We start from the raw sequence: 14,643 nt of genomic DNA, 5'->3' as shown, positions 1-14,643 counted from the left end.
AAGTTTGATGTTCCGACGGCGGTGTTCGCCGGCCCGAAACCATCCGGGCGCCGATCAGGGGGCGCGGTAAAGGCCCGTAGCGGACTTGGCTGCTGGTTCTGTGCACTGGAGAAGGTGTGAACTTTACCGTTCCCCAACCAGATTACGCGGCTCGCCGCGCCCGAATGCCTCGATATTCTCCACGGTGGTTTCGATGATCCGCCGAACGGCGCTTTGCGTATTATAGGCATTATGGGGCGTCACAATCACGTTCGGGAACCGCAGCAAGACGTGATTGGCGACGAGCGCCTTGAGGTCGTAGCCATCGCTCGACGCTCCCCGAAAAATCTGCGCCTCCTCGCGCACCACAGGCTCCTGTGGCAAAACGTCAAGTCCCGCCGCCCGAACCTTGCCGTCCGCCAGAGCTCGTACCAGCGCAGGCACATCGACAACGTTGCCCCGCGCAGTGTTGATCAGGAGTGCGCCGGACTTCATCAGGTCGAATTCACGGTCGGAAAGTAGACTCGCGGTTCCCGGCGTTGCCGGTACGTGGAGCGTGATTACATCCGCATCTGCGAGAACTTCATCTAAATCGGCATAGCGAAACCCGAATTGTGTTGCCGCGTCTTCATCCGGATAGAGATCGTAGGCCACAACATCCATGCCGAATCCGCCAGCGATCTCGATCGCGCGGCGGCCTATTCGTCCGGTTCCGATGACGCCGAGCGTCTTGCCGCGCAGTTCGAAACCGCGCAGCCCGGCTTGCGAGAAGTCACCGCGGCGTGTGCGCTCCACCGCCTCGACCAGATTGCGGGCGACGGCCAGGAGCAGGGCGAAGGCATGCTCCGCCACGGTCGAATCGCCATAATCGGGTACGTTCGCCACCGCGACGCCGTGCGCCTTGCACCAGTCCAAATCGACATGATCGTATCCGGTAGACCGGGTTGCGATCAGCTTTAGACGCGGGAACTGAACCAGCACGTCGGCACCGAGCTGCGAGTTCACGAAGGTGCTTACAATTTCTGCGGAAGCGTAGGGCGCGGCCGTTTGTGGGTCGAGGCGCTCGCGGGTGCATTCGACCTCATGCTCGGGTTCAAGCCTCAGACAGGCCTGGTGTTCCCACTCTTCCGTCTCGAACACGACGACCTTCATCGAGAAGTGTCCGGCTCGGAGGTTGTTCGCGCCGGCGCGGCCTTCAGACTCTGCTCGACTTGGGCAACGTTGCGAAGCGTAGAGACGAAGCTGTCCGGGTTGAGCGAGATCGAATTGATGCCTTCTTCAACCAGAAACGCGGCGTATTCGGGATAGTTGCTGGGGGCCTGGCCGCAGATCCCGATCTTGATGCCCGCGGCGTGCGCCTGGACGATCGCTGCGCGAATCGCACGCTTTACCGCTTCATTGCGCTCATCGAACAGGGGGGCGAGATCGCCCGAATCCCGATCAACCCCGAGCACGAGCTGCGTGAGGTCGTTGGAACCAATCGAAAAGCCGTCGAAGCGCTGCGCGAACTCTTCGGCAAGGAAGACGTTGGCGGGAATCTCGCACATCATGTAGACCTCGAGGCCGTCCCGGCCGCGCTCGAGTCCGTTCTCTTTCATCACGGCAAGCACGCGATCAGCCTCCTCGAGCGTGCGGCAGAATGGCACCATGACGATCACGTTCTCCAGACCGATCCTTTCGCGAACCGTCTTCAGCGCACGGCATTCCAGCGCAAAACCCTCGCGATAGCGCGCGTCGTAGTAGCGCGAAGCACCGCGCCATCCGAGCATCGGATTTTCCTCGTCCGGTTCGAAAACGCTGCCGCCGAGGAGGTGGGCATATTCATTGGATTTGAAGTCGCTCAAGCGAACGATCACGGGGTGCGGGTGGTAGGGTGCTGCGAGCTTGGCAATTCCCAGCGCGAGCGTCTCGACGAAGAAGTCCACTGGGTCATCGTAGCCGCGCGTGCGCTGGCGGATCTCTCGCCGCGCCGCTGGATCGGTCACGCGGTCGGGATGGATCAGCGCCATCGGATGGATCTTGATCAGATTGTTGATGATGAACTCCATCCGCGCAAGGCCGACCCCGCGCGCAGGCAGGCGCCACCAGCGGAATGCGGCGGCAGGGCTGGCGATATTCACCATCATCGCGGTTCGGGTTTCTGGCAGATCGGAAACATCCACCTGCGATGACTCGAATTCCAGGATGCCTTCGTAGACTACGCCGCGATCACCTTCAGCGCAGGAAAGCGTGATGTCCTGCCCGTCAAGCAGCAGTTCGGTGCCGTGGCCCGTGCCGACGATGGCGGGCACTCCCAGTTCGCGGCTGACGATGGCGGCGTGGCTGGTCGTGCCGCCATGATCGGTGATAATGCCGGCGGCCTTCTTCATGATCGGGACCCAGTCGGGGTCCGTCATGCCGGTCACGAGAATGGCACCGTCGCGAAAGGTGTCGATGTCGGCGGCGCTGCGAATGGCACAGACTTGACCCGAGGCAATCGCTTCGCCGATCGCCGAGCCGGTGATGATCGGCTTTCCCTTCGTCTTCAGACGGTAGCTCTTGATTTGGCCGGTTTGCCGGGACGACTGCACCGTCTCGGGCCGCGCCTGAACCATGTAGAGTTCGCCGGTCTCTCCGTCCTTGGCCCATTCCATGTCCATCGGCCGGCCGTAGTGGTCCTCGATCGTTGCGGCCCAGCGGCCGAGCTCCAGAATTTCCGTTTCGCTGAGAACGAAGGCCTGGCGCTCCTTCTGGGTGGTTGCAACCGTCGTCGTGCGCTCGCTCCCGCCGGTCGCGTAGATCATCTTGGTCTCTTTGGCGCCGAGCGTCTTCTCGATGATCGGGGTGTAGCGCCGGTCGTCGAGCAAGGGCTTGAAGACGAGATATTTGTCGGGATCGACCGCGCCCTGCACGACGGTTTCGCCGAGACCCCATGCGGCGCTGATCACGGCGACGCCGGGAAATCCGGTTTCCGTATCGATCGAAAACATGACTCCCGAACCTGCCAGGTCGGAGCGTACCATCCGCTGGATGCCGATCGACAGCGCGACTTCCAGATGATCGAACCCCTGGGTTTCGCGGTAGCTGATCGCCCGGTCGGTAAACAGCGAGGCGTAGCACCGCCGGCAGGCGTCGAGCAGCGCGCGCTCACCGCGCACATTGAGAAAGGTTTCCTGCTGACCGGCAAAGCTCGCCTGGGGCAAGTCTTCAGCAGTCGCACTCGAGCGCACAGCAACACTGATCTCGTCCTGGCCGCTGCGACGGGAAAGCTCGCGATAGGCGTCCCGGATTTCTGCGGCGATCGCCTCCGGGAATTCTCCGTCGAGAAATAGCCGGCGGATCGTTTCGCCCGTTTCATGCAACGAGGCGTTTTCACTCTGCAATGCCGCAATGCTGGCGCGCAGCTCCGGCTCGATTTGGTTGGCAGCCACATATTCGCGAAAGGCCGCGGCGGTCGTCGCGAAGCCGCCCGGCACACGCACGCCCTTCTCCTCGAGTGTGCGGACCATCTCACCAAGCGAGGCGTTCTTGCCGCCGACGATGGGAACGTCGCCCACGTTCAAGGACTCAAACCAGGCTATGCGTTTTTCCGTCATCGCTGCGCTCCTTGTGCACTCACGCCTGATATAAACCCTATTGCCGACTATCTGCCGCGACGTGATTTGCGACAGCGAACCAATGATCACTCTTGCGGCCGCGCCGGCCAGTGACAGACTATCAGTGTGTCCCGGAAAGGACGCAGGGAAGCACCCGACCTTACAGTACCGCATGATGCGGGACCCCCGGCAAACCGGCCAACGGATTTCCATGCTGCTGCCAGACTCGTCATTTCAGACGCGGAGATCGGTGCGCTCGCAAGCGATTTGGGAGGGCGTTCTGGTAAGGATCGGCCCGCTGCGACGTCTCTTTGATGACGCGCCAATGCGCGTGCCTGCTGCAGATACGAGCAGTGACGAGAGACGTGACGAAGACGGTGTCGCAATTCGGACGCGGGTCGATCGGCGGACGACGTTCGGAATGTGCTGGGGCCGTGCCGTTGCCGGACGTTTGAAAGATCGCAGGACAAAGCGTGAGTTGGCCGAAAGCCCGGCCATTGAAAGTTGTTTGCTGGACGAGGAGACATCGAATGAGGCGAACCATTGCTGCTCTGTCGGCGCAGGAGATTCTTGATTCGCGCGGTTGGCCCACGGTCAAGGTGACAGTCCGTCTGGAGGGCGGTATCGCCGCAAGCGCGTCGGTGCCCTCGGGAGCATCGACTGGCCAGTTCGAGGCCCACGAACTTCGCGACGGCGATGCGGCGCGGTATGCCGGTCGCGGGGTCCTGAAGGCGGTCGCAAATGTCGAACGCGAAATCGCGGGCGCCCTCATCGGTCTGGATGTTGTCCGGCAGCCGGAAATTGACCGGTTTATGTGTGAACTCGACGGAACCGAGAACAAGGCGCGGCTCGGCGCGAACGCCGTTCTCTGCGTTTCGCTGGCCGTCGCTCGCGCTGCTGCTCAGGCGATGGGATTACCGCTCTACCAGTACCTCGGGGGTTCCACCGCCCGGCGTCTCCCGGTCCCCATGATGAACATCATCAATGGCGGCAAGCATGCCGCCAATGGGCTCCAGATGCAGGAATTCATGATCGTACCGCATGGTGCCCCGACATACGGCGAAGCGCTGCGCTATGGTTCGGAAACCTATCATGTCCTGAGGGGGCTTCTGGAAGAGAAAGGCCTGGGTGTGGGGGTTGGTGATGAAGGCGGGTTCGCGCCCCATCTGAAAGACGAGCGTCAAGCGCTCGAGCTGATCGTCCGCGCAATTGAGGTGGCAGGCTATGAACCAGGCCGTCAAATTGCCATCGCGCTGGATCCCGCAGCGACCTCCTTCGTCGAGGACGGCGGTTATGTTCTGCCCGGGCTTGGCGGAGCGCATATGACCAGTGACGAACTTCTGGCCGTCTACACTGACTGGATTGCCGCATTTCCGATCGTGTCGATCGAGGATGGTTTCGGCGAACAGGACTGGCCCGCCTTTGTAAAGCAGACCCTGGCGATGGGAGACCGCATCCAGATCGTCGGCGATGACCTGTATGTCACCAATTCGCGCTTCATCCAGCGGGGCATTGATGACAAAGCCACGAACGCTGTTTTGATCAAGCCCAACCAGATCGGCACGGTGACCGAAACGGTGGCGGCGATCGAACTGTGTCGGCGAGCTGGACTGCGCTACAAATTCTCCCATCGCTCCGGCGAGACAGAAGACGACTTCATCGCAGATTTTGCCGTCGCGATGACCGGTGGTCAGTTCAAGGGCGGAGCGCCGTGTCGAGGTGAACGTCTCGCCAAGTACAATCGCTTGCTGGAAATCGAACACCAACTCGGCGGCGAAGCCATCTTCTCATCGCCATTTGTCGCATGAGCGCCGCCAGGCGACTGCATCGCCATTGCTGCGCCCTGATGATGCCCGCGAAGCTCGATCGCCTTGGGGCGAGGACTCAGATGCTTGACGATGCGCTTGATCGTGCCGTCCTTTGCGCTGCATCGCGCCCTTCCAGAATGATCAGCAGCTTGCGACCACCGGCGATCACCTGGCGTTGCAACGCGCTGGGCCCGATCTCAAGCGCATGGAGCTTCTCGGCGTAGCCGGGCGCAGATCTGTCCTGCTTGTTCTTGCTCATATCGATCTGACAATCTCTACTAGGGCTTCGTCCTGGGCCGTTTTAGAATGGGCGGCGCGGTCGGCTTTTGGGCAGATTTGGATCACCTGACCGCGAGCGCGACAGCTTGGGAATAAAACCCGGGACGCGCGCCATGTAGGCTCGATAATCCTGGCCGAAAGCGGCGAGCGCCTCGCGCTCCTCGCTCCGGGCGAGACGCACATACATGACAACCAGGACCGGGAACATCGCCAGCGTCAGGACAGTCGGCCATTGGAACAGGAAGCCGAGCATGACGAGGATGAAGCCGTCATATTGCGGATGCCGGACGTAGGAATAGATACCTTCAGTTGCGAGCTTCTCTTGCTTCTGGGCCCGGTAAAGCCGTGCCCAGCCGCTCGATATCATCCAGAAGCCACCGCCGATCAGGATGAAGCTCAGGATATGAAAGGGGCCGAAGTGAGGGTTGGCTTGCCATCCGAACAACTCCTCGAGCAGATGGCCGGCGTCATGCGAGAACCAGTCCACCTGCGGATAGTTGCTCTGGAGCCAGCCCGAGAGCAGGTAGATGGTCAGCGGGAAGCCGTACATCTCCGCAAAAAGTGCGACGAGAAAAGCACTGAAAGCGCTGAATGATCGCCAATCGCGCTTGGTTTGCGGTTTGAAGAAGCTGAACGCGAAGAAAATGAAGATCGCGGAGTTGAGGATCACCAGACCCCAAAGTCCATAGGCGGCGGATGCGTCGCTATGCATGACAGGTTTCTCCGGAGCTATCGGCGACGGGCGCTGGAATCGGCGACCTTGTGTCCGCTGTGGCGATCGCGGACCGGACTCGCGCCGTTGTTGCTGGTGCGCTGATCATCATCATCACCGCCTTGGCCGCCATGACCTCCGTGTCCACCGTGTCCACCGTGCATAAACATGTGGAGCAGCGGGCAGGCCAGCAAGAGCAAGGCCCAAGGAAGTATGCTGAGCGCGTGAACCCTATGCTCGGCAAGCAGGAAATACCCCGCTATCGCTGCAAAACCGAGGAAGACGATCGGCATCCGCCATCCCCGTCTGTCGGACGCGTGCTTGTGACCTTGCCTCATATCTTGCTCCCACTTTCGGCCTAAGGACGGTCGCCATCAAAGAAAGGAGGCCGCACTCAGCATCATGGACGCGCGGCGGCTCCCCAAATTACAGTCGCTCGGCAGAACAGCACTTGACCCTCATCGAGCACCGTGATGGGGGACCGCTAAAAGTTACCACGAGCACGCTCCATTTTGGCTTGAGAAGCTGCGTGTCAGGAGGCGATCAAGGTCTTCGCCAAACTGGGAGTATGACCCGGCAGATGACGTCCGTTCATCAGACCTGGTGCGCTCGGTCCTCTTTTGGCGCAAGAAAGAGAAGCTATGATTCGTCTGGTCATCATGGGCGCGGCCCTCATCTTTGCATCGAATGCGGCACATGCTCGGCAAACCGGAGCGCCAAATGAGGCTATCATGGGTGTTTGGGCTAACCCGTCCGGAAGTGTTCGTGTCCGAATCGAGGAATGCGGCACGAAGCTTTGCGGCGTCGTTGTTTATGCAAACGAGAAAGCGAAGGCCGACGCAGCGAAAGCCGGAACCGACGTGCTCATAGGCATCAATCTTTTTCGCGAGTTCTATCGGTACGGCCGGAACAAATGGCGCGGGAAAGGTCTGGTTCCCGATCTCGACAGAACGGTCGGCGGGGAATTGAAACCGATCAGTGCCGACACCCTCCAGGTTCATGGATGTATGTTTGGGCATGTGGGGTGCAAGAACCAGAAATGGACGCGGGTTTCAAACTGATGTGTGTTGCCGGGAGCGTTGCAACCGCAGAAAGCACGTTGAACACGATCGTCCCTTTGACCTCTGCCGTTTGCATTGCGGAGTAGGAAAGTGAAGAGGCAGGCTGATTCCCTGCGTCACGATTAAGGGATCGTCGCCGCCTTCTCTCCGTGCATTGTGATTGGTGACCGATAGGTACGCCATATGACTCCTATATGGCTGATGTGTCGGTCACTTATTACTTTAGCGGGCCAATTGATCCTCAAAGCGACCATCCACGACACTGCTGCGAACCGAGACGACCACGCCAACGTTCGCCAATCGCGCTGCAGTGCTCATGGCGTCGTGCCAGATGTACTTGCCAGCTGACCTTGGCGTCCCGACGGCCGACAATTCTGCAAGGTTCGACGGGCGGAGAATGGGCAGGGGGAGGGCTCCGCCCCTCGAACGGCGCCTGCGCGCTGCTGTTTGTTGCCATTATCGCGCGCAGGAACGATCGAAATCAGGGATGCGCGCAGCAACAGCGAGGGGCATCTCCCGACAGCTTGGCTTCGGTCGGCGCTGCTCGCGGTACCTTGCCTTGCTCTCGACCGGATCGTGGGTTGTCGCGGCAGCAAACCGATTTGTGCGAGTGGCTTTCGGCTTGTTCCGAGCTGGACGGCATCTGAGAATCTCCGCTTGCAAAGTCGTTTTTGGTCAACTGCGGCGCGCTTGGGGCTGCCGCAGCGACTGTCCTTGTTGTTTTTGACGTTCTTCAATCCGCGATTCTTACACTTGGAATCTGATCTCTTGGCCTGCGTGGTCTCAAGAGGCCTGCCATGGTCGAATCGAGCATGTCGGTCGTCCCCGACCTTCCGGTGCTGAGCCCGAACGCCTGACATGCATCATTGCTTGGTCCGGATCGTGTCACGGCGGGCAACTGCGCACGGGCCCGGGAGATCACCGGCATTCTCCCCATACGCCGATTTGGCCTGGGTAAAGGCGATTGGAGGTCTGGGAACCTTCCTTCATTCCATGGCTCTGTAAGATTTCAATTTCGGCGCGTCTTTGTTGGCGTAGTTGCCTCCTATTGGGGCAAACAGCACATGACAGTGTCCAAGTGATCAGAGAACGAGATGCAGTCCTGCCCCTTGCCCGGACTTAAAAAGAGGAAGATGCCTTCACTATGAGATACAGATCGTTCTGGCGCCAAGCGCTTGCTGCGGTGGGCCTAGCAGGAATGCTCTTCGCTCCGGTCACAGCCAATGCGGGTGTAATCGATGGTTCTCAGAGCGCGGGTGGTCTCACGGTGTATCTAGGCGTGGTGCCGGCGGCAGTGGTGAAGGGTCATCCAACCGGCCATCCCGAGGCGGAGATGCATGGCGGCACGCCGGCAAGCTCTCACAGCATGCACATCACGGCCGCTGTCTTTGAAAAGGCTTCAGGGACCAGAATCAGGGACGCGAATGTCACCGCGCATATCCTCGAACCTGGCGGAATACAACGATCGGTTCGCCTGCAACCGATGACTGTCGCGGGCGCGCTGACTTTCGGCGGGTACACAACCTTTGCCCGAGGCATCAATTACCGGATCGGAATTGTCGTGGACCGCCCGCCGCACATGCTACCGTCGCAATCGAAGCAGGCTCCGCACGCGATGCATCGCAAGCCGCCTGTGACGGTGCATTTCACCTATACCCATGACTGAAGCGTATCGCGCCGCAACCGAGCCCGCTGGACAGGTGCGTTCAAGCGACGACGGAGGTCTTCCTCTTCCATGGCGCTCTTGTCGTCTAAAGCGGGTCTGCATAACGACAGCAAACTGTAATTCACCGGAGGCTCAAACGTCTTCAGACGGCGGCGGCAGAAATCCGGCACCGTCAGCGGTCCGGCGCAGGAGGACTTCACAATGGCAGACCCACTCAAAACTCTAGATCAGCACGCTTTACGGTCCCACGCGGGGGCGCCCGCGCAAATCTACGATTCGGGGCTGCGATCCTATATGCTCGGCGTCTACAATTATATGGCCAGCGGATTGCTGCTCACCGGCTTGGTCGCGCTATTCGTGGCCAGCACGGACAGTGTACGCGCACTGTTCTTTGCTGCAACCGGAGCGCCGACAGGATTGGGATGGGTCGCTGTATTCGCGCCCCTGGCGCTAGTGCTTGCCCTGAGCTTTGGCATCAATCGGTTTTCCGAGACGGCGGTCAAGGCCATGTTCTGGAGCTACGCGGCACTCATGGGCGTGTCGCTCGCTACTATTTTCCTTGCTTACACTGGAGTCAGCATCGCCCGAACCTTTTTCGTGGCGGCATCGGCCTTTGCCGCGTTGAGCTTGTGGGGCTATACGACCAAGCGCGATTTGTCCGCGTGGGGATCGTTCCTGATCATGGGGGTGTTCGGCCTGATCATCGCCATGCTCGTCAACATGTTCCTGAAATCCTCGGTGATGGACATGATCGTGAGCGGCATTGGAGTTCTGCTGTTTGCCGGGCTCACGGCCTATGACACCCAAAAGATCAGGAATATCTATTCTGAGGTTAGGGGCAGCGACTTCCGCGGCAAGGCGATCGTAATGGGTGCACTGACGCTGTATCTCGATTTCATCAACCTGTTCCTGTTTCTGCTCCGCTTCATGGGTGACCGCCGATGACCATACCCGCTGGCAGCTCCAACGCGCGCGGTATTCTGGTCCGAGGTCCTGGTGTCGGCGAGCACGGCACATTTAGCCGGAGGTGCAAGGCGTGAAATCTCCCGCGGACGGAAGTGACACGCAAAAAGGCAATCGACGCCCGGATGAACGGAGGCAGTGCATGCACGACCCGGTACTGATGGCACAAATCATTGGCGGTGCGGGCTTCGTTGCTGCGCTCGACCAGTCAGGCGGTTCGACGCCGACTGCGCTGGCAAACTATGGCATCAGCGCTCACGATTATTCCGGTGAAGAGAAGATGTTCGCCCTCATCCATAAGATGCGGAGCCGGCTCATTACCGCTCCGTCGTTCGATGGCCGCAAGATCCTGGGTGCGATCCTGTTCGAGAAAACGATGGATGGCGAGGTGGACGGCACACCCGTGCCGGACTTGCTCCGGCAGCGTGGCATCGTGCCCTTCGTCAAGATCGATCGGGGTCTGGAAGACGAAAAGGATGGGGTTCGGCTCATGAAGCCGATTCCGGCTCTCGAGACCTTGCTTGTCCGCGCAAAGGCCAAGGGCGTTTTTGGTACGAAAATGCGTTCGCTGATCAACGAGGCGTCCACCGGAGCCATTGGCGCTATTGTCGATCAACAATTCGACATCGCAAATCGCATTCTGGACAAGGGCCTGATGCCAATCGTCGAGCCGGAGGTGAACCTGAAAAGCAAGTCGCGCGCCGAATGCGACACTATACTTCTTGGCGCGCTGACGAAAGCACTCGATAGACAGCCAATTGGCCGCCGGGTAATGCTCAAGCTTTCCATGCCAGCAGCGCCAGACCTATTTGCGCCGCTTGTGGGACATCCCAGCTGTGCGCGGGTGTTGGCGCTTTCAGGCGGGTATTCGCAGGAAGAGGCTTGTGATGAGCTGGCGAAAAATCATGCGCTTGTGGCAAGCTTCAGCCGGGCGCTTCTGCAGGATCTGCGCGCCGGGATGGATGACGAGGAATTCGATCGGGTGCTCGCCGAAGCCATTGAGCGGATTTACCGCGCGTCGACCGTGAAGACGGCCATCAACCCGGTATGAGTTTTTCGAGAGCTGCCAGCGGGGGCTGCATTCGCCTGTTCCCGCTTACGTTCCGTTCGACCTGGCTTGCGCCTTCCAGCACATATCGCAGACCGGGTCGCCGCGGGAGAGCGTCTGTCGCCGCTCATAATGGCCTCGGCCGCCGTCATTCGCGATGATGTCGGCGCCGGGCCAGTCGTACCGGCACCAGCTTTCGTAAAAAGCTTCTAGGTCGCCGCAGTCGCCCGTTTCCGCAATGAGGGTCCGTATAAGGGTCTGCGGCGGACAGTGGGTAAAGTGGGTGATGAGGTCGTCGCCCTCCCGGCGCACCTCCACCGCGTAACCCGGTGCGCCAGGCGCGTTGAACGGAAAGCGCAGCAGCAGTCCGATCGTGCCGCGTAGCCGCTTGCCGGGATCTCGCGTGACCAGACGGAGAGGGAGCGAACTCAGCCGCAGAAGAAGCGCGTAGACGTCCCACCCGATGTCGGCGACCACGCTGCGCGACGATTCTCTGGAGAGCCCTGCTTCGAGCAATGCCCGATAGGCCGCGGCGGTGTAGATGGCTAGCTCCACCATGAGACGATTGCCTGCGCTCGGAAGTTGACCAAGATCGGACAAGGCGCGCAGTTCGTTCGCCTGTGGCTCCAGGTTCGCGAGCAACAGATCAATCTCATCCGGCAACCACCGCAGCCACGCGCCATCCACCCGCTTGAGAGTTCTCGTTTCGAGCACCTTGCGCGCCGACTGGCCCAACTTCCAGCGGATCAGCCGACGGACAGGGCGCCAGAGCTTATTCACACTGTCATGGCTCGCTTCTGAGATCGAGCGTCCGCAGTCTCAGAGCATTGCCGATAACCGATACCGACGAGAGGCTCATCGCGGCTGCCGCAATCATCGGGCTCAGCAATATGCCAAACCAGGGGAACAGAACGCCAGCGGCGATCGGCACGCCGAGCGAGTTGTAGGCAAAGGCGAAGAACAGATTCTGGCGGATGTTGCGCATGGTTGCACTCGAGAGCCGGTGCGCTTGGGCCAGACCTTCGAGATCGCCGCGCACAAGGGTCATACCGGCGCTTTCGATCGCGACATCGGTGCCGGTTCCCATCGCCACGCCAACATCGGCCGCGGCGAGCGCAGGCGCATCGTTGATCCCGTCGCCCGCCATTGCGACAGTCTTGCCTGCCGCCTTCAATTCACCAACGATGCGGTTCTTGTCCGCAGGCGAGACATCGGCATGAACCTCGTCGATCCCCACTTCGTTTGCCACGGCGCGTGCGGTTGCCTCGCTGTCGCCGGTCAGCATGACCACCCGAATACCGGCTGCGTGGAGACGGCCGATGGCGCGCGCGCTCGTCGGCTTGATCGGATCGGCGACGCCAATCAGCCCGGCCGGCTTGCCGTCGATGGCGACGAACATCACCGTCCGCCCCTTCGCGCGCGCGGTTTCGGCGGCGTCGGCCATGATCGCGTCATAGGCACCGACCCGGTGCATCATCTTTGCGTTGCCGATCGCGACGTGTCGCTTGCCAACGCGTGCCTCGATACCTTCGCCCGTCACGGAGGAAAAATCGCTCGCCGCCTCGAACTTGTGGCCGCGAGTGCGAGCGCCTTTGACGATCGCCTCGGCGAGCGGGTGCTCACTGCCGATTTCGGCGGCACCCACCAGGCGCAGCATCTCCGATTCATCGATGCCCTGTGCAGGTTCGACCATGACCAGCTCCGGTCGGCCTTCGGTCAGCGTCCCGGTCTTGTCGACGACGATAGTGTCGACCTTCTCGAAGGTCTCGAGCGCCTCGGCATTTTTCACCAGGATACCGTTTTGCGCACCCTTGCCGGTCCCGGTCATGATCGACATCGGCGTGGCGAGGCCCAGGGCGCAGGGGCAGGCAATGATGAGTACGGCTACGGCATTGACCAGGCCATACGCGAACGCCGGTTCCGGCCCCCAGACCGACCAGGCAGCGAAGGTGAGTACGGCGATGCCGATTACGACGGGCACGAACCAGCCCGCGACAAGATCGGCCAGACGCTGGATCGGCGCGCGGCTGCGCTGCGCCTCGGCCACCATCTGCACGATCTTTGACAGCATCGTGTCCTTGCCCACGCGTTCCGCAGACATGACAAAGCCGCCGGTCTGGTTGACCGTACCCCCCGTCACCTCGTCGCCGACCGACTTTTTCACCGGTAGCGGCTCGCCGCTGATCATCGATTCATCGACGCTGCTCGAGCCTTCAAGAATACGGCCGTCGACGGCGATCTTGTCGCCGGGGCGGACGCGCAGGCGATCGCCCGTAGCCACCTGATCGAGAGCAACCTCGCGCTCCGAACCGTCGGGCAGGAGTTTTAGCGCGGTCGGCGGAGCGAGTTCGAGCAGCGCGCGCAGCGCGCTCGATGTTGCGCCGCGCGCCTTGAGTTCGAGCACCTGCCCGAGCAGGACAAGCGTGGCGATGACCGCCGCGGCTTCGAAATAGACCGCCACCCGCCCATCGGCATCGTGAAAACCGGGCGGGAAGATGTGCGGCGCAATCGTTCCCACGACGCTGAACGCGTAGGCGATGGCGACGCCGAGCCCGATCAGCGTGAACATGTTGAGGTTCATCGTCCGGACCGATTGCAGACCGCGCGTAAAGAATGGCCAAGCGCCCCAGAGCACGACAGGTGTGGCCAGCGTCAGCTGTATCCATTGCGCCAAGGCCGGTTCGACAAGCTGTGAAAACGGCTGCCCCGGAATCAGGTCGCCCATCGCGTAGACGAACAACGGGATAGTGAAGGCCAGACTTATCCAGAAGCGCCGGCTCATGTCGATGAGCTCCGGATCGGGGCCGTCATCGAGGCTGAAGGTTTCCGGTTCGAGCGCCATGCCGCAAATCGGGCACGAGCCTGGTCCTTGCTGCCGGATTTCCGGGTGCATCGGACAGGTGTAAATCGTGCCCTCGGGCAGGTCCTCGACCGCCTGCAGATGCGTTCCGCTCAGATACATTTCGGGATCGGTTGCGAATTTCTGCTGGCAGTGCGCGGAGCAGAAGTAGTGGCGCGCGCCGTCGTGCTCGGCGCTGTGCTCGGCTCCGGCGATCGTCACGCTCATGCCGCAAACCGGATCAATCGCTACGCCTTCGGTCGGCAGCGCGCCGCTGGCAGGGTCGCAGCAGGTCTTGTGATCAGTCATTTGCAACTCCGAACCAGCGCCTTGCGAGGCGGTGCAGGGGGACGAGGAGGGCCGCTGCCCAAAAACCGTAGATCAAGGACCAAAACAGACCCGCGAGAACACCGCCGAGTGTCAGCCATTCAAACCCGGGGAGCCAGGGCGACCAGGCGCGGTGCATTTCGAATCCGGAAGGAAGGGCCAAACCGTAAAGGATACAGGCAATAAGACTGATCATCAGGAACAGGCTGAAAGCCGTGCCCCAGACGAGGATCGCGCGGGGAATGGGCAATTGCGTCATGATCGGCTCCTTGCTTCTGACCGGCAAATTCGGCGCGCTTCGCGGTTTGTCCCGCTCCGATGGACAGGCTAGTGCTTCGACACCATTCTCCGTTAGCCGACAGGCGGGCATTTGTAAACGTTACCCC

The 14,643-nt window shown here is 60.9% G+C and carries 13 protein-coding genes; 5 read left to right on the top strand and 8 right to left on the bottom strand.

Annotated elements, in window-relative coordinates; genetic code table 11:
* Window positions 1–123: 123 nt before the first annotated feature.
* Both AEB_RS13375 and ppsA read right to left on the bottom strand, forming a co-directional pair.
* Window positions 124–1,131 carry a hydroxyacid dehydrogenase gene (locus AEB_RS13375; RefSeq protein WP_119083595.1) on the bottom strand — a complete coding sequence of 336 codons (1,008 nt, stop codon included), beginning with the start codon at window positions 1,129–1,131 and terminating at the stop codon, window positions 124–126.
* Window positions 1,128–3,554, bottom strand: a complete 2,427-nt coding sequence (ppsA, locus tag AEB_RS13370; RefSeq protein WP_119083594.1) for a phosphoenolpyruvate synthase — start codon at window positions 3,552–3,554, stop codon at window positions 1,128–1,130. Before ppsA ends, AEB_RS13375 begins: the two co-directional genes overlap by 4 nt.
* A 530-nt stretch (window positions 3,555–4,084) precedes the next feature.
* On the opposite strand from ppsA, the gene eno reads away from it, so the two are divergent.
* Window positions 4,085–5,362, top strand: coding sequence for a phosphopyruvate hydratase (eno, locus tag AEB_RS13365; RefSeq protein ID WP_119083593.1), 1,278 nt, complete (start codon window positions 4,085–4,087; stop codon window positions 5,360–5,362).
* A 76-nt stretch (window positions 5,363–5,438) separates the two neighbouring features.
* Here the strand turns inward: eno and AEB_RS13360 are convergent, their stop codons facing one another.
* Genes AEB_RS13360 through AEB_RS13350 form a run of 3 tightly spaced genes read right to left on the bottom strand, consistent with a single transcriptional unit; the run spans window position 5,439 to window position 6,646 of the window.
* The gene (locus tag AEB_RS13360) at window positions 5,439–5,621 is read right to left on the bottom strand and encodes a hypothetical protein (RefSeq protein ID WP_231958721.1); all 183 of its coding nucleotides are present in this window, start codon (window positions 5,619–5,621) and stop codon (window positions 5,439–5,441) included.
* A 42-nt stretch (window positions 5,622–5,663) separates the two neighbouring features.
* Window positions 5,664–6,353: a methyltransferase family protein gene (locus AEB_RS13355; protein WP_119083592.1), complete on the bottom strand. Its 690-nt coding sequence runs from the start codon at window positions 6,351–6,353 to the stop codon at window positions 5,664–5,666.
* Window positions 6,354–6,370: 17 nt separating this feature from the next.
* Window positions 6,371–6,646: a DUF2933 domain-containing protein gene (locus AEB_RS13350; protein ID WP_231958719.1), complete on the bottom strand. Its 276-nt coding sequence runs from the start codon at window positions 6,644–6,646 to the stop codon at window positions 6,371–6,373.
* A gap of 348 nt (window positions 6,647–6,994) precedes the next feature.
* Here AEB_RS13350 and AEB_RS13345 point away from each other — a divergent pair, with 348 nt between their 5' ends.
* From AEB_RS13345 to AEB_RS13330, 4 genes are all read left to right on the top strand, one after another.
* Window positions 6,995–7,414, top strand: a complete 420-nt coding sequence (locus tag AEB_RS13345) for a DUF2147 domain-containing protein (protein ID WP_119083590.1) — start codon at window positions 6,995–6,997, stop codon at window positions 7,412–7,414.
* A gap of 1,198 nt (window positions 7,415–8,612) precedes the next feature.
* Complete coding sequence (locus tag AEB_RS13340) at window positions 8,613–9,080, top strand: hypothetical protein (protein ID WP_119083589.1); 468 nt, start codon at window positions 8,613–8,615, stop codon at window positions 9,078–9,080.
* A gap of 201 nt (window positions 9,081–9,281) precedes the next feature.
* Entirely contained in the window at window positions 9,282–10,025 is a 744-nt protein-coding gene (locus tag AEB_RS13335) for a Bax inhibitor-1/YccA family protein (protein ID WP_119083588.1), read from the top strand.
* A 160-nt stretch (window positions 10,026–10,185) separates the two neighbouring features.
* Window positions 10,186–11,094 (top strand): fructose bisphosphate aldolase, encoded by a 909-nt coding sequence (locus AEB_RS13330; protein ID WP_119083587.1) that lies wholly within the window; start codon window positions 10,186–10,188, stop codon window positions 11,092–11,094.
* Window positions 11,095–11,139: 45 nt separating this feature from the next.
* Here the strand turns inward: AEB_RS13330 and AEB_RS13325 are convergent, their stop codons facing one another.
* Genes AEB_RS13325 through AEB_RS13315 form a run of 3 tightly spaced genes read right to left on the bottom strand, consistent with a single transcriptional unit; the run spans window position 11,140 to window position 14,516 of the window.
* A complete protein-coding gene (locus AEB_RS13325; RefSeq protein WP_119083586.1) occupies window positions 11,140–11,871 on the bottom strand; it encodes a hypothetical protein in 732 nt (243 codons plus the stop codon).
* A 4-nt stretch (window positions 11,872–11,875) separates the two neighbouring features.
* Window positions 11,876–14,239, bottom strand: coding sequence for a heavy metal translocating P-type ATPase (locus AEB_RS13320; RefSeq protein WP_119083585.1), 2,364 nt, complete (start codon window positions 14,237–14,239; stop codon window positions 11,876–11,878).
* Window positions 14,232–14,516, bottom strand: coding sequence for a hypothetical protein (locus AEB_RS13315; protein ID WP_119083584.1), 285 nt, complete (start codon window positions 14,514–14,516; stop codon window positions 14,232–14,234). The genes AEB_RS13320 and AEB_RS13315 overlap by 8 nt, the downstream gene beginning before the upstream one ends.
* Between the last annotated feature and the right edge of the window lie 127 nt (window positions 14,517–14,643).

It is taken from the genome of Altererythrobacter sp. B11 (assembly GCF_003569745.1).
Lineage (GTDB): Bacteria > Pseudomonadota > Alphaproteobacteria > Sphingomonadales > Sphingomonadaceae > Croceibacterium_C.
The sequence above is the reverse complement of the archived record's forward strand: the minus strand, read 5'-3'. Positions and strand labels throughout refer to the sequence as shown.